Consider the following 18064-nt stretch of genomic DNA (forward strand, 5'->3'; position numbering starts at 1 on the left):
CACAGCTTATTCAATTCAGGCGGTCCTTGGTGACCACGTACTGTACGGTTTTTCGCGGATTTTGAGACGAACACCACATCCGGTTACGACTGTGTCCATGCGGCCGGCGGCGTCACAGGGGGACAGGACGGGGTCGTCGGCTAAAGTAGGCCGTGATGAGTAAAGACAAAGTGACAAGCCAGGATTCACCTATCAGCCGCTTTATTGCTGTGATTCCTGCAGGCGGTGTGGGGACCCGCCTCTGGCCTCTGTCACGTGCAGCAGCTCCCAAATTCCTTCACGACCTCACCGGCTCGGGAAGCACGCTCCTGCGTGCCACCTACGACCGCCTCGAGCCCCTTGCGGGCAATCGCGTCCTGGTTGTCACCGGAACTGCGCACAGGGCGGCCGTCTGCCGTCAACTGCCGGAGGTCCAGGACGGCGACCTGGTGCTGGAAAGCGAGCCGAAAGACTCCGGAGCCGCAATCGGCCTGGCCGCGGCCATCCTGCACCAGCGGGATCCGGACATCATCATGGGCTCCTTCGCCGCCGATCACGTGATCAGCCCGGACGAGCTCTTCCAGGACGCCGTGCGCGAAGCGATTCACACGGCCGCGGCCGGCAAAATTGTCACCATCGGCATCAAGCCGACGCACCCGTCCACGGGATTCGGCTACATCCGCTCCGGCGCGTCGCTTCACATCCCCGGTGCGCCCAGCGCCCAGGCCGTGGTGGAGTTCGTCGAAAAACCGGACGAGGAAGTCGCCCAGGAGTACGTGGACAGCGGTGAATACGTATGGAACGCCGGCATGTTCGTGGCCCCCGTCGCACTCATGCTCAAGCACCTCGAAGCAAACCAGCCTGAACTGTTCATCGGCCTGCAGGAAATCGCCGAGGCCTGGGACACGCCGCATCGTGACGAAGTCACCGCGCGTATCTGGCCCACCCTGCCCAAGATCGCCATCGACTATGCGGTGGCCGAGCCCGCAGCGGCCGCCGGGGACGTCGCCGTCGTGCCCGGAACGTTCCGCTGGGACGACGTCGGCGACTTCGCCTCCGTTGGCCGGCTGAACAGCGCCAAGGAAGTGGACGAGGTGACTGTCCTCGGCGAAGGCGCGCGCGTCTTCACCGAAAACGCCAGCGGCGTGGTGGTCTCGGACACCAAGCGCGTCATCGCGCTGATCGGGATCAAGGACGTGGTCATCGTCGATACCCCGGATGCCCTGCTGGTCACCACCAAGCAGCATTCCCAGCGTGTGAAGCAGGCCGTGGACGCGCTGAAGGCCAGCGGCGACACCGACGTTCTCTAGCAATCCGTAACGCGGCGAAGGCGATGCCGCTATTCTTTCGGCCCTCGCTACAGTTGAGGTGTGCGCAATTACACTACTGAAGCTGAACCCACCGCGCTGGTGGGGCCGTGGCTCGAACCGCTACTGCCGGAACTGATCGACTTTCGCCGGGACCTGCATGCGCACCCCGAACTGTCATTCAAGGAGTTCCGGACCACCGACAAGCTCGTGGAACGGCTGGAGGCCGCCGGCCTGGAGCCCCGGCGGCTCGAGGGCACCGGCCTGACCGTGGATATCGGCGAGGGCCCCATCGCCACCGCGCTGCGCGGCGACATCGACGCCCTGCCCATCATCGAGGAGACGGGCCTGCCCTTCGCCTCGAAGAACCACGGCGTCACCCATGCCTGCGGCCACGACGTCCACACCACCACCATGCTGGGCATCGCCCTGGTGCTGCACCGCATGCATCAGGAAGTCCCCCTGGGCGGATCGGTCAGGATCATTTTCCAGCCGGCCGAGGAAACCATGCCGGGCGGCGCACACGCCTGCATCGAGCAGGGCGTCCTGGACGGCGTGCCGCGCATCCTGGCGCTGCACTGCGACCCGCGGATCGACGTTGGCAAGATCGGTACCCGCATCGGTGCCATCACCTCGGCGTCCGACACGATCAAGATCGAACTCAGCGGCCGCGGCGGCCACACCTCCCGGCCGCACCTGACCGAAGACCTGGTCTTCGCCCTCTCCCAGATCGCCGTGAACGTCCCGGCCGTCCTGTCCCGCCGGGTGGATGTCCGCAGCGGCGTGTCGGTCGTGTGGGGGCAGATCAACGCCGGCTCGGCGCCGAATGCTATTCCCGGGACCGGCTTCATGGCCGGAACCATGCGCTGCCTGGACCGCGACGCCTGGCACGGCGCCGGCGAGCTGCTCGACGAAGTGGTGCAGCAGGTGGCCGCGCACTACGGCGTGGATGTGCACCTGGAGCACACCCGCGGCGTGCCGCCGGTGGTCAACTCGGAGCACGAGACCGCGCTCATCGAGGCCGCGGCCCGCGCCGAGATCGGCGAAGGCGCCGTGGTCCTGACCCCGCAGTCCATGGGCGGGGAGGACTTCGCCTGGTTCCTTGCCGAGCTGCCCGGTGCCATGATGCGCCTGGGCACCAAGACCCCCGGCGGTGAGGAGTACGACCTCCACCGCGGCGACTACATTCTGGACGAGCGCGCCCTGGGCTACGGCATCCAGGTGCTCACAGCCGCGGCCCTCCGCACGATCCGCGACCTCTAAGCCCCTTCGGACGAGCGCGAACGAACACTTTAGCCCCCTTCGGACGAGCGCGAACTGGCAGCTAATTCCCTCAAACTCCAGATTTGAGGGCATCAGCTGCCAGTTCGCGCTTCTCTTTTACCAATGTGAGTTGTGCACAATTGAATTGTGGGCTAGCGTTATTGCCATGACCGACGCTCCCCGCCTTGACCGCCAGGTGTGCTTTGCGCTCTACGCAGCATCGCGGGCGGCCACTGCCGTCTACCGGCCGCTGCTGGACGAGCTTGGCCTGACGTATCCCCAGTACCTCGTGATGCTGGTGCTGTGGGAAAACGAACCGCGCGGCGTGCGGGAACTGGGGGAGGAGCTGGGACTCGATTCCGGCACCCTCTCACCCCTGCTCAAGCGGCTCGAAGCCATGGGCCTGGTGGAACGCCGCCGCTCCGCAGAGGATGAACGCCGGGTTGCCGTGCACCTGACAGCGGACGGAACGGCCCTCAGCAGCAAGGCGTCCGGCATTCCCCAGCGACTGGCTGACGCCGCCGGCCTGAGCCCCCGCGAACTGGACCAGCTCCGCGTAACCCTCGGCAAGCTCACGGCCGCCCTGCAAGATTCGCACTGAGCTCACTCCGGCCTCACGCCCGGACACCTACGCACGCCGCAGGCGGACATCCCCAACCATCAGAACGGAACCTAACTTGAAGACTCTCTACACTGCCGAGGCTCTCGCCTCAGGCGAAGGCCGCGACGGCTCCGCACGCACTAAGGACGGCAAGCTGGACGTAACCCTGGCCAGCCCCGTGGAACTCGGCGGAAGCGGCTTGGGCACCAACCCGGAACAGCTCTTCGCCGCCGGCTACGCCGCCTGCTTCCATTCCGCCCTGAGGGTGGTGGGCCGCAAGGAACGCGCCGACCTCACCGACTCCGCCGTGGCGGCGAAGGTCCACTTCGGCGCCCTCGACGGCGGTGAAGGCTACGGCCTTGCGGCCGAACTCGAGATCGCCCTGCCGGCACTGGGCCGGGCCGCCGCCGAGGCGCTCATGGCCAAGGCGCACCGGATCTGCCCCTACTCCAACGTGACCCGCGGCAACATGGATGTGGCCCTGACCCTCGTGGAGTTCGCGGCATGAGCGGCGGCCAGGACCCGGCGCTGCCCGTTGTAACACGCGAAATCCAGCTGGCGTCGCGCCCCGCGGGCCGCCCGGCACCGGGGAACTTCCGGCTCGCCGAAAGTCCGCTTCCGAAGCTCCGAGACGGGCAGGTGCTGGTCCGGAACCAGTTCATCTCGGTGGATCCGTACATGCGCGGCCGGATGAACGACGTCAAATCCTACTCAGCGCCGTTTGCGCTGGATACAGCGCTCGACGGCGGGGCCGTGGGTGAGGTGATCGCGTCCCGCGCTGCCGACCGCAAGGTGGGGGACGCCGTCGTACATCAATTCGGCTGGCGGGAGCACGCGGTGGTGGACGCCAGCGCAACGACGCCCGCGCGAACTGACCTTGCCCCGGCCTCCGCTTTCCTCGGCGCGCTGGGCATGACCGGGCTCACCGCCTATGCCGGCCTGCTGAAAGTGGCCGAGTTCAAGGCCGGGGACGCGGTGTTCATCTCGGGTGCCGCCGGGGCCGTCGGTTCGCTCGTGGGGCAGATCGCCAAGGCCATGGGCGCGTCCCGGGTGATCGGCAGTGCCGGCTCCGCGGAGAAGGTGGCCCGACTCCTGGAGCTCGGTTTTGACGCTGCCTTCAACTACCGCGACGCTCCTGTTCGGGACCAGCTCAAAGCTGCGGCCGGCGAACGCGGGATTGACGTCTACTTCGACAACGTGGGCGGCGACCATCTCGAGGCCGCGCTGTCCGTCCTGAATGTCGGCGGCCGGGTGGCCATGTGCGGCGCCATCGCGCAGTACAACTCGACGGAACCGCCGGCCGCTCCGCGCAACCTCGCCCTGGCCATCGGCAAGCAGCTGACGCTCAGGGGATTCCTCGTGAGCAGCTACCGGCAGTACGCCGGCGAGTTTGCTGAGCACATGGCCGGCTGGCTGGCCGGCGGCACGGTCGCCTACGACGAAACCGTGGTGGACGGCCTCGAGAACGCGCCCCAGGCCTTCATTGACCTCCTGGACGGTGCGAACACCGGAAAGATGCTGGTCCGCATCTAGCAGAACCAAAAGCGCGAACGAACACTTGAGGCCCCGGCGATCCGGGGTCTCAAGTGTTCGTTCGCGCAGTTTTTGGCGGGGCTGCTGCCGGTTCCGCGACCCGCCCGCAGGTGCCCCGCTACTGGTAGGTAACAAGTTCTCAACAATCTTCGTTTTCGGCCTCCGATGTGTTATCCGGACGTGGCGCAGCCCACTACAGTGGCTTTCATAAGTGCGCTTCGGCGCAGTGCTGCGAAACCATCAGTGAAAACAGAGTTTCTGTGTGGAGCATTAGAAACGGACACTCATTGAATCTCCGTCGCGGCGCCTATCTCTTTCTTCCTGGAGGAAATTTGAAGAACTCACTGCGTGCAAACGTCAAGCGCGGTTCGCTCGCCGGCGTGGCTTCCGTCGGCGCTGCAGCCCTGCTGCTGACCGGCTGCGGCCCTGCCCCCCAAGCAGGCACGCCGACCGCCACCGCCAGCGACTACTCCGGTTGCATCGTGTCCGACTCCGGCGGATTCGACGACCAGTCGTTCAACCAGTCCTCCTACGAGGGCCTCAAGAAGGTTGAGAAGGAGCTTGGCATCAAGGTCAACCAGGTCGAGTCCCAGACCAACAACGACTTCGAGCCGAACCTTCGGGCCATGGTGTCAGCGGGCTGCGACCTCACCGTGACGGTCGGTTTCCTCCTCGGTGACGCTACGAAGAAGCAGGCCGAGGCCAATCCGGACAGCCACTTCGCCATCATCGACTTTGGTTACGCCAAGCCGATTGCCAACGTCAAGCCGATCATCTACGACACGGCCCAGGCTGCCTTCATGGCAGGCTACCTGGCCGCCGCTTCGTCGAAGACCGGGACGGTGGCAACCTTCGGCGGCATCAAGATCCCCACGGTCACCATCTTCATGGACGGCTACGCGGACGGCGTGAAGTACTTCAACGAGAAGAAGGGCAAGAACGTCAAGCTCCTCGGCTGGGACAAGGCCAAGCAGGACGGCAGCTTCACCGGCGACTTCGTAAAGCAGGACAAGGGCAAGCAGTTGACCCAGAACTTCCTGGACCAGGGTGCTGACGTGGTCATGCCCGTTGCCGGCCCGGTGGGCAAGGGCGCCGGTGCGGCCCTCAAGGATGCCAAGGCCGCAGGCAAGGACGTCAAGCTCATCTGGGTCGACTCCGACGGCTTCCTCACCGCGCCCGACTACAAGGACATCATGCTGTCCTCGGTCATGAAGCAGATGGGCAACGCCGTTGAGACAGTGGTCAAGGAAGACAAGGACGGCAAGTTCACCAACGAGCCGTACGTCGGCACGCTCGCCAATGAAGGCGTCCAGCTGGCCCCGTTCCACGATCTTGATTCGGCTGTTCCTGCCGAGGTTAAGACGGAGCTGGACCAGATCAAGAAGGACATCGTCGACGGCAAGCTGAAGGTTGAGTCCGCAGCCAGCCCCAAGGCGTAACTTCCACCGCTAAGCGCCACCGCCCGGATGGTCATTGACTGCACGGGAGGTGGCGCTTTTCGTTGGGCGCTTCAGGCTCACGCATGACTGCAGGCACTAGGCTGGTCCTGCAGCCACATATCCCGTCCGGCCAGCAGTTCCGGACGCAACGAGATTGGTCAGAGTTTTGAAACTTGAACTCAAGGGGATCACCAAAAGCTTCGGCTCCCTGCTCGCCAATGATCACATAGACGTGGTTGTTGAACCCGGACAGATCCATTGTCTGCTGGGCGAAAACGGGGCCGGCAAGTCCACCCTGATGAATGTTCTTTACGGGCTGTATGAGCCCACCGACGGCGAAATCCTCATCGATGACGAACCGGTGAGCTTCCGGGGACCCGGTGACGCCATGGCTGCCGGCATCGGCATGGTGCACCAGCACTTCATGCTGGTGCCCGTGTTCACGGTGGCGGAAAACGTGGCGCTTGGCGCCGAGTCCACCAAGGCCGGCGGCTTCCTGAACCTGGATGACACCCGCCGCAAGATCCAGGAGATCTCGGACCGCTACGGGTTCGACGTCGATCCCGACGCCCTCGTGGAAGACCTCCCGGTGGGGGTCCAGCAGCGGGTTGAAATCATCAAGGCGCTGGTGCGCGACGCCAAGGTGCTCATCCTGGATGAGCCGACGGCGGTGCTGACGCCCCAGGAGACCGACGAACTGCTGGACATCATGCGCCAGCTCAAAAGCAGCGGGACGTCTATCGTTTTCATCTCCCACAAGCTGCGGGAAGTGAAGGCCGTCTCGGACATCATCACTGTCATCCGGCGCGGCAAAGTGGTGGGGAGCGCCCATCCCGGCGCCTCAACCACCGAACTGGCCTCGATGATGGTGGGCCGCGCCGTGAGCCTGACGCTGGACAAGGCACCGGCCCAGCCGCAGGAGACCACGTTCGAGGTCAAGGACCTTACCGTGATTGCGCCGAACGGCCACCACATCGTGGACGGCATCAGCTTCAGCATTGCCCGCGGTGAAATCCTCGCCGTCGCGGGGGTCCAGGGCAACGGGCAGACGGAACTCACCGAGGCAATCCTCGGCTTGCAGGAGCGCGTCAGCGGCTCCATCCTGCTCGACGGAAAGGAACTCCTGGGCCGAAGCGTCAAGCAGGTCCTGCACGCGGGTGTCGGCTTCGTGCCGGAGGACCGCAAAGTGGACGGGCTGGTGGGGACGTTCTCGGTGGCTGAAAACCTGGTGCTTGACCTCTACGACAAAGCTCCCTTCGCGAAGGGCATCGGCATGAGCCCGGCAAAGGTCCTGGAGAACGCCAACTCCAGGATCGGCGAGTTCGACGTCCGCACCCCGTCCGCTGCTGCCGCCGCCGGAACGCTCTCCGGCGGCAACCAGCAGAAGGTAGTGATGGCCCGGGAGCTCTCGCGGCCGCTGCGGCTGTTCATTGCATCCCAGCCTACCCGTGGCGTCGACGTCGGCTCCATCGAGTTCCTGCACCGCCGCATCGTGGCGGAACGGGACACCGGCACACCGGTCATGATCGTCTCCACGGAACTCGATGAGGTCATGGAACTGGCCGACCGCATTGCCGTGCTCTACAAGGGCAAGCTCGTCGGCATCGTGCCAGCCGGAACCGGCCGTGACGTGCTGGGCCTCATGATGGCAGGGCTTTCGCCCGACGATGCGCATGCGGACACCGTCCACCACCGCCCTGTCCACCGCGAGCAGGAACCGACGCCCACCTCCCACGCCGAAGGAGGCGACCATGACTGACCAGAACGAGCCGCAGCACCCCGGCAGGCCCGCAGGCCCCGACGCTGACAAGCACAACGCTGACAAGCACAACGCTGACAAGCACAACGCGGACAAGCACGATGCTGTGAAGCACCACGCCGACAAGCACCACCTGCCCAAACCCGCCGACGAGGAGACCGCGGCGGTGGTGTCCCTGGACACCGCCGGCGGAGCCATGGGACCCTCCGCGGTTCCGGCCACGGCCCAGAGCGGCAAGATCCCCGGCGGGCCGGAAACCCTGGTGCGCAGGATCTTCACCGGCAGCGGCATGGTGTCCGTCCTGGCCGTGCTGCTCGCACTGGTTCTCGGCGGCCTGCTGATCGCATTCACGGACAAGCAGGTCGGCGCCACGGCAACATACCTGCTTGCCCGCCCCACCGATTTCCTGTCCGCGGTCTGGACCGCCGCCACCCGCTCCTACGTGGCGCTGTTCCAGGGATCCGTCTTCAACCCGCGCGGCGCCGGCATCGCGGGGCAGTTCGCCCCGTTCATGGAAACACTGACCATCGCCACGCCGCTCATCACCGCCGGCCTCGGCGTCGCCCTGGCCTTCCGGGCCGGGCTGTTCAACATCGGCGCGCAGGGCCAGATCATCATGGCCGGCATCCTGGCCGCGTGGGCAGGTTTCGCCCTGCACCTGCCCCTGGGCCTGCACCTGCTGCTGGTCCTTTTGGCCGGAGTCATCGGCGGCGCCTTCTGGGGCGGCCTGGTGGGCTACCTCAAGGCCCGCACCGGAGCCCACGAGGTCATCCTCACCATCATGTTCAACTACATTGCGCTGTACCTGCTCAGGTATCTCCTGAACACTCCGGCGTTCCAGCGGCCGGGGGAGTCCAACCCGATCTCCCCGGTCCTTGACGCCAGCGCGGTCTACCCGCAGATTTTCGGCAGCCAGTACCGGCTCCACCTCGGATTCCTGCTGGCCATTGCCGCCACGGTCTTCGTCTGGTGGCTCCTCAACCGCTCCACGGTGGGCTTTGAGTTCCGGGCCGTCGGTGCGAACCCCAAGGCAGCCCAGACCGCCGGGATCAACGTCTCCCGGTCAACCATTCTGGTCATGGCCATCGCCGGTGCCCTCGCGGGCCTGTCCGGCGTGGCCCAGGTTGCGGGCACCGAGAAGGTCCTCACCGACGGCGTCGCCGCGACCTACGGCTTCGACGCCATCACCGTTGCCCTGCTGGGACGCTCGACGCCGTGGGGGACTTTCGCCGCCGGCCTCCTGTTTGGCGCCTTCCGCGCCGGTGCGGTCCAGATGCAGATCCAGACCGGAACACCGATCGACATCGTGCTGGTGGTCCAGTCGCTGATCGTGCTCTTCATCGCGGCTCCGCCGCTGGTCCGGGCGGTCTTCGGGCTCAACCCGCGGCGCAAGAAGCGGGCAACCGCCGGCAAGTCCAAGACGCCAGCAACCACCGGAGGTGCAGCATGAGCACAACATCAACGTCGCCCCTTCCGGGTAAGCCGGACGCCCCGCAGCAGGCTGGGGAGCGCGTGCAGGCAGCATCAGCGAAGCCCGTCACCTGGAAGACGCCCGTCCTCCTCACGGCCCTGGGCATTGTGGCCTTCATCTTCTTTGGCCTCATGGGGCCCAACCAGACTGCCCGGTTCGGCCTGTCGTCCAGCGGAGACTTCTTTCAGCTGCCTGCTCTGGAAGTCCCGGCGTTCCTGGGCGGGATCATCCTCTCTGTCCTCATGCTTGGCCTGGCCGGCTATGCCGTCTACCTCAAGACGAAGGACCAGGCCGCGCCCCGCTGGGTGCCTGTCACGTTCATCGTCCTTTTTGTAGCCGCCTTCCTCATCTGGGTGGTGGGCGGTGCCCGCACCCCGAGCATCTCCCTGGCCGGCCTCATCGCCGGTTCGGTGACGCTTGCCGTGCCGCTTGTCTTCGGCTCGCTTTCAGGCGTGCTGTGCGAGCGGGTGGGCGTCGTGAACATCGCCATCGAGGGCCAGCTGCTCGGCGGAGCCTTCACCGCGGCACTGGTTGCATCCATGACCAGGAGTCCTTTCCTCGGGCTGCTGGCGGCGGCCGTGGCGGGCGCCGTCGTCTCCATGGTGCTGGCGCTGTTCAGCATCAAGTACCTCGTCAACCAGATCATCGTCGGCGTGGTCCTGAACGTGCTGGTCTCCGGCCTGACCGGCTTCCTGTTCAACACGGTGATGCAGGCGGACAAGGCCACGTTCAACTCGCCGGACCAGCTGCCCATCATCGACATCCCGGTGCTGTCCAGCATCCCGGTCATAGGTCCCATCCTCTTCAAACAGTCCGTGGTGGGCTATCTCATGTACATCGCCGTCATCGTGGTGTGGGTGGGGCTGTTCAAGACGAAGTGGGGCCTCCGGGTCCGTGCCGTCGGCGAACACCCACAGGCGGCCGACACCATGGGCATCAAGGTGAACACCACCCGGTTCTGGAATGTCACCCTGGGCGGCGCCATCGCCGGCATCGGCGGATCGTTCTTCACGCTGGTGGCGATCGACAGCTTCACGGAGGAGATTTCCGGCGGACGCGGCTTCATCGCCCTGGCCGCCCTGATCTTCGGGCGCTGGAACCCCATCGGTGCGTTCTTCGCCTCCCTGCTGTTCGGCTTCGCGGACAATTTGCAGAGCATCGTGACCATCATCGGCACGCCGGTTCCGAGCCAGTTCATGGCCATGCTGCCGTATCTCGTGACTGTCCTGGCGGTGGCCGGCCTTGTCGGCAGATCACGTCCGCCGGCAGCCAGCGGCATCCCCTACGTCAAGGGCTGACGGCCGTGCACAGCCGGGCCCCAAGCTCCACCGCCGGGGGCGGAAAGTTCGACGTCGACTGGCAGGCACTGGAGGCTGCCGCCGTCAGCGCCATGAAGAATGCCTACGCCCCTTATTCCAAGTTCCCGGTGGGGGCGGCGGCCTTCACCGCTGACGGCCGGATCGTGAGCGGCTGCAACGTCGAGAACGCCAGCTACGGGCTGACCCTGTGCGCCGAGTGTGCGCTCGTGGGCAACCTGCAGATGACCGGCGGCGGGCTGCTGCGGGCCTTCTACTGCGTGGACGGCGGCGGCAACGTGCTAATGCCCTGCGGGCGCTGCCGCCAGTTGCTGTACGAATTCCGGGCTCCAGGCATGGAGCTCATGACCACTCAGGGAATCAAGACCATGGACCAGGTGCTGCCCGATGCATTTGGTCCCCAAGACCTGGAGGAAACCCGGTGACCAGCACCACACAGAAAACCGAAGCCTTCGACGCCGTCGACATCATTCGAACGAAGCGTGACAAGGGCGTCCTCAGCCCCGAACAGATCGACTGGACGATCGACGCCTACACGCGCGGCGTCATCGCCGACGAACAGATGGCGGCGCTGAATATGGCCATCCTGCTCAACGGGATGGACAGGTCGGAGATTTCCCGCTGGACCGCGGCCATGATTGCCTCCGGCGAGCGGATGGACTTCTCCGCCCTCCGGAGGCCCGACGGCGGAGTCAAGGCCACGAGTGACAAGCACTCCACGGGCGGCGTGGGGGACAAGATCACCCTCCCGCTGGCGCCCCTCGTGGCGGTCTTTGGCGTGGCGGTTCCGCAGCTTTCCGGGCGCGGGCTGGGCCACACCGGCGGCACGCTGGACAAGCTGGAGTCCATCCCGGGCTGGCGCGCCGCATTGAGCAACGACGAGATGATGGCCCAGCTCCAGGACGTCGGCGCCGTGATCTGTGCCGCCGGCGCCGGCCTCGCCCCGGCGGACAAGAAGCTCTACTCACTCCGCGACGTCACGGGGACCGTCGAGGCCATCCCGCTGATCGCCTCGTCCATCATGAGCAAGAAGATCGCCGAGGGCACGGGCTCGCTCGTGCTCGACGTCAAGGTGGGCAGCGGCGCCTTCATGAAGGACGAGGCCCGCGCACGGGAGCTGGCCGAGACCATGGTGGCCCTCGGCAAGGACGCCGGCGTGAACACGGTGGCGCTCCTGACCAACATGAACACGCCACTAGGCCTGACCGCGGGGAACGCCATCGAGGTGGAGGAGTCCGTCGAGGTCCTGGCCGGCGGCGGCCCCGAGGACGTCGTCGAACTGACTGTCCGGCTCGCGGAGGAGATGCTGGCGTGCGCCGGGATCCGCGACGCCGACCCGGCCGCCGCCCTGAGGGACGGCCGTGCCATGGATGTGTGGAACCGGATGATAGCGGCGCAGGGCGGAGATCCGCGGGCGAAGCTGCCGGTCGCGAAGGAATCGGAGACGATTTACGCGCCGGCTGACGGCGTCCTCGTGGAACTCGATGCGCTGGCAGTCGGCGTCGCCGCCTGGCGGCTGGGTGCCGGCCGTGCCCGCAAGGAGGACGCGGTGCAGGCAGGCGCAGGAGTCCGGTTGCATGCCAAGCCCGGAGCCGCCGTGCGCGCGGGGGAGCCGCTCATGACCCTGCTGACGGACACGCCCGAGAAGTTCGCCCGGGCCAAGGAGGCACTCGGCAACGCCGTCACCATCGCCCCGGAAGGCTCGCGCCCGGCGCAGCAGCTCATCATCGACCGTATCGCCTGACGCCGTGCAGGCCATCAACGACTTCATCCTTGCTGCCGCCGGGCAGCCGTGGGTCCTGTTGCTTGTCCTCGCCTGCTGCGTCATCGACGGCTTTTTTCCTCCCATTCCCAGCGAATCCGTGGTGGTGGGGCTGGCCGCGGTCGCTGCGACGGCGGACGTCCCCAACCCGTGGCTCCTCATGGCCGTTGCGGCCTTGGGGGCGTTCACGGGAGACAACACCGCCTACCTGATCGGACGCAGCGTCGGCACCAAACGGTGGCGCTGGATGCGGGGGCCGCGCATGCAGCGGGCGTTTCGGTGGGCCGGACGCGAACTCCGGAAGCGGCCGGCCTCACTGATCCTCGTGGCCCGGTTCGTTCCGATCGGCCGGGTTGCCGTCAACCTGACCGCGGGCGCCACGCATTACTCCCGTCCCCGGTTCGTCGGGATGACCGTGTTGTCCGCCACCTTGTGGGCCACGTACTCCGTGGCGATCGGGCTGTTTTTCGGGCAGTGGTTTGAGAACAATCACCTGCTGGGGGCCGTCATCGCCATCGTCTGCGCCATCGTGCTGGGAATCCTGGTGGACATTGCGATCGCGCGGCTGCGGGGCAGGATGCCGGACCCGTCCAGCGAGGCGTAATTTCGTGGACGGGGCGTAGCGGACTCTGCTGCGGCCATGGGACACTAAAGAGCGATTTGCGTCACTAATTGTTTTAGTTATTTTCCGCTAGGAGCAACACCAGCGTGGAGTTTATTAATGAGGCCGTGCTCCATGCAGCGGGTCAGTGGTGGATTTACCCTGTATTGCTCGTGTTCTTTTTTGTGGACGGCTTCGCAATGGTCGTTCCCAGCGAGACACTCATCGTCGCGCTGGCCGCCTTCTCACGCCACAGCGGTGAGCCCAATCTCCTGATCCTGGGGCTGACGGCGCTCGTGGGTGCCATGGCCGGCGACAACATGGCCTACCTGCTTGGGCGGAAGATCGGCCTGGACCGCTGGAAGTGGATGCGCCGGCCCAAAGTGCAGAAGGCCTTCGGCTGGGCGCGCTACGAGCTGGAGAAGCGCGGCGCCGTGCTGATCTTCACGGCGCGCTACATCCCCTGGGGGCGCGTGGCGGTCAACTATGTGGCGGGCACCACGGGTTACCCGCACCGCAGGTTCTTCCTGCTGGACGCGTTCGCGTGCCTCACCTGGGTTGGGTACTCGATCGGCATCGGCATCATCGCCAGCTCCTTTCCGTGGCTGCACCACAACCCGCTCCTTGGCGCGGGCATTGCCGTGGTCTTCGCCATCGTCCTGGGAATCTTCATCGACCACGTGCTCCGCTGGTGGCACAAGCGGCTCGGACGCAATGACGCGGTGGCACCGGAAGTCCTGGCGGATGAGCCCGAACGGGACGCTGAAAGGGCTGGCGATGGGTCAGGCGACGCCGGTCGACTAACGGGCGCCATGCCGCTGACGGCTGCGGCCGAGGCGGAATCCGGACGCTGAGCCGGGCGCCTCACCGGGACGCGGGAGGGCCGCTGGCATTTGAAGGCGGTCCAACCCTAGAGTTGGTACGTGACTGAGCCAATCGTTGACGCCGCCCCTGCCCTTGACTTCGACCTGAAGAGCCTTCCCAAGGTTTCCCTTCACGACCACCTGGACGGGGGACTCCGGCCCGCCACCATCATCGAGCTGGCGGGGGCCGCTGGCCACACCCTCCCATCGACGGATCCCATTGCGCTCGGCGAGTGGTTCCGCGAGTCGGCGGACTCGGGTTCCCTGGTCCGCTACCTCGAGACCTTCGACCACACCGTCGCCGTGATGCAGACCAAGGAAAACCTGGCCCGGGTGGCCAAGGAATTCGTGGAGGACCTTGCGGACGACGGCGTGGTGTACGGCGAGGTGCGCTGGGCGCCGGAGCAGCACCTGCAGAACGGATTGACCCTCGACGAAGCCGTCGAGGCCGTCCAGGAGGGCCTCGAGGCCGGAGTGGACGCCGTTGCCGAGACCGGACGTGAAATCCAGGTCGGCCAGCTGATCACCGCCATGCGCCATGCCGACCGCGGCCAGGAAATCGCCGAGCTCGCCGTCCGCCACCGCGACAAGGGCGCCGTCGGCTTTGACATCGCCGGTGCCGAAGACGGCTTCCTTCCCTCGCGCTTCCGCGAAGCCTTCACGTTCCTGGCGGAGAACAACTTCCCTGCCACCGTCCACGCAGGCGAGGCCGCCGGACTGGAGAGCATCCAGTCGGCACTCGTTGACGGCCGGGCACTGCGCCTTGGCCACGGCGTCCGCATCGCCGAGGACATCATGGTGGAGTTCGAGGACGAAGACGGCGTCGACGACGACGAAGCCGATGACAACATCGGCCTGGTGACGCTGGGCAACCTGTCCAGCTGGGTCCGCGACCGCGGCATCGCCCTGGAAATCTGCCCCTCCTCCAACCTGCAGACGGGCGCCACCGCGGGCTTCGGAGACGGCATCGAAAGCCACCCGCTGGACATGCTCTACCAGCTCGGCTTCAACGTCACCATCAACACGGACAACCGCCTGATGAGCGGTGTGACGCTCACCGACGAGTTCGAGCTGCTCGTGGAGACCTTCGACTACGACCTCGACGACCTGCTGGAGCTGACGCTCAACGCCGCTGAGGCCTCCTTCCTGCCCCTGGAGGAAAGGGAAGCCCTGGTGGAGTACATCAACGACGCCTACGCCAACCTTGGCTGAGACCCCTTCGCAGGTGTCCCCTGAGGAGCCGGTGGGGGAGTTGGTCGGCGTGATCGCGGCCCTCCGCGAACACTGCCCGTGGATGGGGGCGCTCACCCACGAATCGCTGGTTGAGTACCTCCTCGAGGAGGCGTATGAGGTGGCCGAGACCATCGAAACCGGCGCGGAAGAAGCGGAACTCAAAGGCGAGCTGGGTGACGTGCTGCTCCAGGTGGTGCTGCACGCCCGGCTCGCCGAGGAACGCGGCACCTTCGACTTCGGCGACGTCGCCCGCGGCATCACCGCGAAGATGATCCGCCGCAACCCCCACGTCTTCCGGCCGGACGGCTCCCTGCAGGATTCGTTCCCCGCCACGGTGGAGGAGATCGTGCTCAAGTGGGACGCGGTCAAGAAAGCCGAAAGGCCCGAACGCCTCGACCACTTCGAGGGCATCCCGGGCGCGCTGCCCGCGCTTGCCCGTGCCCAGAAGACCCTGGACCGGGCTGCCCGGGCCGGGCTTCCCGCGAACGTTGAGCCTGCCCATCCGCTGGTTGAGCTTGCCGAAACCTGTGACTCCGAGAACCAGCTCGGCGACCTCCTGCTCGCCGTCGTCGGCTCCGCCCGGAGCAGGGGATTCGACGCCGAACGCGCCCTCCGCGGGGCCGTGCGGCGGTACCAGAACACGGAATCACCGGGATCATGACGTCCGGGTGATGGATAGGTTTCCGTAACGTGCACCACTCTCGACTACGCTAGTCCCTGACGAGGACGTCGAGATTTTCCGCTAGTTTCCCAGTAAATCGCTTCACCATAAGGAGCATATTCATGGCGCTTATCGATGCCATCCACGCCCGCGAGATCCTCGATTCCCGTGGCAACCCGACCGTAGAAGTTGAAGTTCTGCTCTCCGACGGCCAGATCGGCCGCGCGGCAGTTCCTTCCGGCGCTTCCACCGGCGAGCACGAGGCTGTTGAACTGCGCGACGGAGACAAGGGCCGTTACCTCGGCAAGGGTGTCCAGAAGGCCGTTGACGCCGTCATCGACCAGATCGCACCTGCCCTGACCGGCTTCGACGCCACAGACCAGCGCAGCATCGACCAGGCCATGATCGACCTGGACGGCACCGCAAACAAGGGCAAGCTCGGCGCCAACGCCATCCTCGGTGTTTCGCTGGCCGTTGCGAACGCCGCCGCCGCGTCCGCCGATTTGCCGCTGTACAAGTACCTGGGCGGCCCGAACGCCCACGTCCTGCCCGTGCCGCTGATGAACATCCTCAACGGCGGCTCGCACGCCGACTCCGACGTCGACATCCAGGAATTCATGGTTGTTCCGCTGGGTGCCGAGACCTTCTCGGAGGGCCTGCGCTGGGGTGTTGAGGTCTACCACGCCCTCAAGGCCGTCCTCCAGGCCAAGGGGCTCGCCACGGGCCTCGGCGACGAAGGCGGCTTCGCGCCGAACCTGCCGTCCAACCGCGCTGCGCTTGACCTGATCCAGGAAGCCATCAAGAACGCCGGCTACACCCCGGGCACCGACATCGCCCTCGCACTGGACGTTGCCTCCTCCGAATTCTTCAAGGACGGCGCCTACCAGTTCGAAGGCAAGGCGCTGAGCTCGGCCGAGATGAGCTCCTACTACGCGGAACTCGTTGCCGACTACCCGCTGGTGTCCATCGAGGACCCGCTGGACGAGAACGACTGGGACGGCTGGAAGACCCTGACCGACGCCATCGGTGACAAGGTGCAGCTCGTGGGCGACGATCTGTTCGTCACCAACCCGGTCCGCCTGCAGCAGGGACTGGACAGCAGCACGGCCAACTCCCTCCTGGTGAAGGTCAACCAGATCGGTTCGCTGACGGAGACGCTCGACGCCGTGTCCCTCGCCCAGCGCGCCGGTTACACCACCATCACCTCGCACCGTTCCGGCGAGACCGAGGACACCACGATCGCCGACATCGCGGTCGCCACCAACGCCGGTCAGATCAAGACCGGCGCCCCGGCCCGTTCGGAGCGTGTGGCAAAGTACAACCAGCTGCTGCGCATCGAAGAGGAACTCGATGACGCCGCACGCTACGCCGGACGCAGCGCCTTCCCGCGTTTCAAGGCCTAGTAGCCCGACAAACAACTGACCGGTGGCTATGGTGGAAAGACCATAGCCACCGGTCGTCGTTTAAGGCGGCTGCCCGTCCAGGCCACAGACAAGCGCCACACGTTTACAGGAGTGTCATGGCTACCCGCCGTCCCAAAGTTCCCCGGGTGACCCCATCAGCACCGCAGTCCCACGCCGGTTCCGCCGGTGCGGACGTCATCCAGGCGGACTTCGGCGGCCACCGCCCGGGAGACGGGCACCGTCCGTCGGACGCTGCTCACGGTCCGGCGGAAGCAGCCCGGGACGCGGCCGCCGGCAGGAAATCTGCCGGCCCGGCGAACGCCAATGGCCCGAAGGCCAAGAGCGCGGCGGGGCGGGCCAAGGAGCCGGCGAAGGAAACCGCCGGGAGCAGCCGCGGCAAGTCCGGCCCTGCCGGGGCGGCCGCGGGGGACGAGACCCTGGATCCGGTCCCGGCAAAAGCCTTTTCCGGGCGCATGCTGGCGCTGGCCGTCGTCATGATTGCCATCACCATCATGCTGGCACCCACCGTGAAGATCTTCATTGACAAGCGCGCTGAGATTGCGGCGCTGGAAGCGGACATCGCCGCCAGCAAGGCGGACCAGGACAACCTCAAGCGGCAGGTCTCGCGGTGGCAGGATCCGAACTACGTCAAACAGCAGGCCCGGGACCGCATTAACATGGTTATGCCGGGAGAGACCGGTTACTGGGTGTTCGGCAGCGACCTGCCGGCCGGCGCGTCAGGCAGCCAGCCCGGTGCAGCAGCAGCACAAGACCCGGCCGACATGCCGTGGGTGGATTCCCTGTGGGAGTCCATCAGGCGTTCGGCAACAGACTAGGAGCGGCGCCCGCCGCGGGACTGCCTCACGGGAGACA

17 protein-coding genes are annotated in these 18064 nt (G+C 66.1%); all 17 read left to right on the plus strand.

The window, feature by feature from the left end; translation table 11 throughout:
- The first annotated feature begins 155 nt into the window (after positions 1-155).
- Positions 156-1289, plus strand: coding sequence for a mannose-1-phosphate guanylyltransferase (locus tag CXQ90_RS03380; RefSeq protein ID WP_104136988.1), 1134 nt, complete (start codon positions 156-158; stop codon positions 1287-1289).
- A 60-nt stretch (positions 1290-1349) separates the two neighbouring features.
- Complete coding sequence (locus CXQ90_RS03385; RefSeq protein WP_104136989.1) at positions 1350-2549, plus strand: amidohydrolase; 1200 nt, start codon at positions 1350-1352, stop codon at positions 2547-2549.
- 166 nt (positions 2550-2715) lie between these two features.
- On the plus strand, positions 2716-3150 hold the full coding sequence (locus CXQ90_RS03390) for a MarR family winged helix-turn-helix transcriptional regulator (protein ID WP_104136991.1): 435 nt from the start codon (positions 2716-2718) through the stop codon (positions 3148-3150).
- A 76-nt stretch (positions 3151-3226) separates the two neighbouring features.
- On the plus strand, positions 3227-3658 hold the full coding sequence (locus CXQ90_RS03395; protein ID WP_104136992.1) for an organic hydroperoxide resistance protein: 432 nt from the start codon (positions 3227-3229) through the stop codon (positions 3656-3658).
- Positions 3655-4683: an NADP-dependent oxidoreductase gene (locus CXQ90_RS03400; protein ID WP_104136994.1), complete on the plus strand. Its 1029-nt coding sequence runs from the start codon at positions 3655-3657 to the stop codon at positions 4681-4683. Before CXQ90_RS03395 ends, CXQ90_RS03400 begins: the two co-directional genes overlap by 4 nt.
- Before the next feature lie 332 nt (positions 4684-5015).
- The gene (locus CXQ90_RS03405; protein ID WP_181038408.1) at positions 5016-6122 is read left to right on the plus strand and encodes a BMP family protein; all 1107 of its coding nucleotides are present in this window, start codon (positions 5016-5018) and stop codon (positions 6120-6122) included.
- 166 nt (positions 6123-6288) lie between these two features.
- Positions 6289-7881: an ABC transporter ATP-binding protein gene (locus tag CXQ90_RS03410; protein ID WP_258064350.1), complete on the plus strand. Its 1593-nt coding sequence runs from the start codon at positions 6289-6291 to the stop codon at positions 7879-7881.
- Positions 7874-9331 (plus strand): ABC transporter permease, encoded by a 1458-nt coding sequence (locus CXQ90_RS03415; RefSeq protein ID WP_258064351.1) that lies wholly within the window; start codon positions 7874-7876, stop codon positions 9329-9331. The genes CXQ90_RS03410 and CXQ90_RS03415 overlap by 8 nt, the downstream gene beginning before the upstream one ends.
- Complete coding sequence (locus CXQ90_RS03420) at positions 9328-10650, plus strand: ABC transporter permease (protein ID WP_104136995.1); 1323 nt, start codon at positions 9328-9330, stop codon at positions 10648-10650. Before CXQ90_RS03415 ends, CXQ90_RS03420 begins: the two co-directional genes overlap by 4 nt.
- Before the next feature lie 5 nt (positions 10651-10655).
- Positions 10656-11093: a cytidine deaminase gene (locus tag CXQ90_RS03425; RefSeq protein ID WP_104136997.1), complete on the plus strand. Its 438-nt coding sequence runs from the start codon at positions 10656-10658 to the stop codon at positions 11091-11093.
- A complete protein-coding gene (locus tag CXQ90_RS03430; RefSeq protein ID WP_104136998.1) occupies positions 11090-12412 on the plus strand; it encodes a thymidine phosphorylase in 1323 nt (440 codons plus the stop codon). The genes CXQ90_RS03425 and CXQ90_RS03430 overlap by 4 nt, the downstream gene beginning before the upstream one ends.
- A 4-nt stretch (positions 12413-12416) precedes the next feature.
- On the plus strand, positions 12417-13034 hold the full coding sequence (locus tag CXQ90_RS03435; RefSeq protein ID WP_104137000.1) for a DedA family protein: 618 nt from the start codon (positions 12417-12419) through the stop codon (positions 13032-13034).
- Between the two features lie 104 nt (positions 13035-13138).
- A complete protein-coding gene (locus CXQ90_RS03440) occupies positions 13139-13885 on the plus strand; it encodes a DedA family protein (RefSeq protein ID WP_104137001.1) in 747 nt (248 codons plus the stop codon).
- 69 nt (positions 13886-13954) lie between these two features.
- On the plus strand, positions 13955-15106 hold the full coding sequence (locus CXQ90_RS03445) for an adenosine deaminase (RefSeq protein ID WP_104137003.1): 1152 nt from the start codon (positions 13955-13957) through the stop codon (positions 15104-15106).
- 82 nt (positions 15107-15188) lie between these two features.
- A complete protein-coding gene (locus CXQ90_RS03450) occupies positions 15189-15788 on the plus strand; it encodes a MazG nucleotide pyrophosphohydrolase domain-containing protein (protein ID WP_104137426.1) in 600 nt (199 codons plus the stop codon).
- Positions 15789-15910: 122 nt separating this feature from the next.
- On the plus strand, positions 15911-17191 hold the full coding sequence (eno, locus tag CXQ90_RS03455) for a phosphopyruvate hydratase (RefSeq protein WP_104137005.1): 1281 nt from the start codon (positions 15911-15913) through the stop codon (positions 17189-17191).
- Positions 17192-17307: 116 nt separating this feature from the next.
- Entirely contained in the window at positions 17308-18027 is a 720-nt protein-coding gene (locus CXQ90_RS03460) for a septum formation initiator family protein (protein ID WP_104137006.1), read from the plus strand.
- Positions 18028-18064: the final 37 nt, after the last annotated feature.

This window comes from Arthrobacter sp. ZGTC131 (genome assembly GCF_002929275.1).
Classification (GTDB): Bacteria; Actinomycetota; Actinomycetes; order Actinomycetales; family Micrococcaceae; genus Arthrobacter.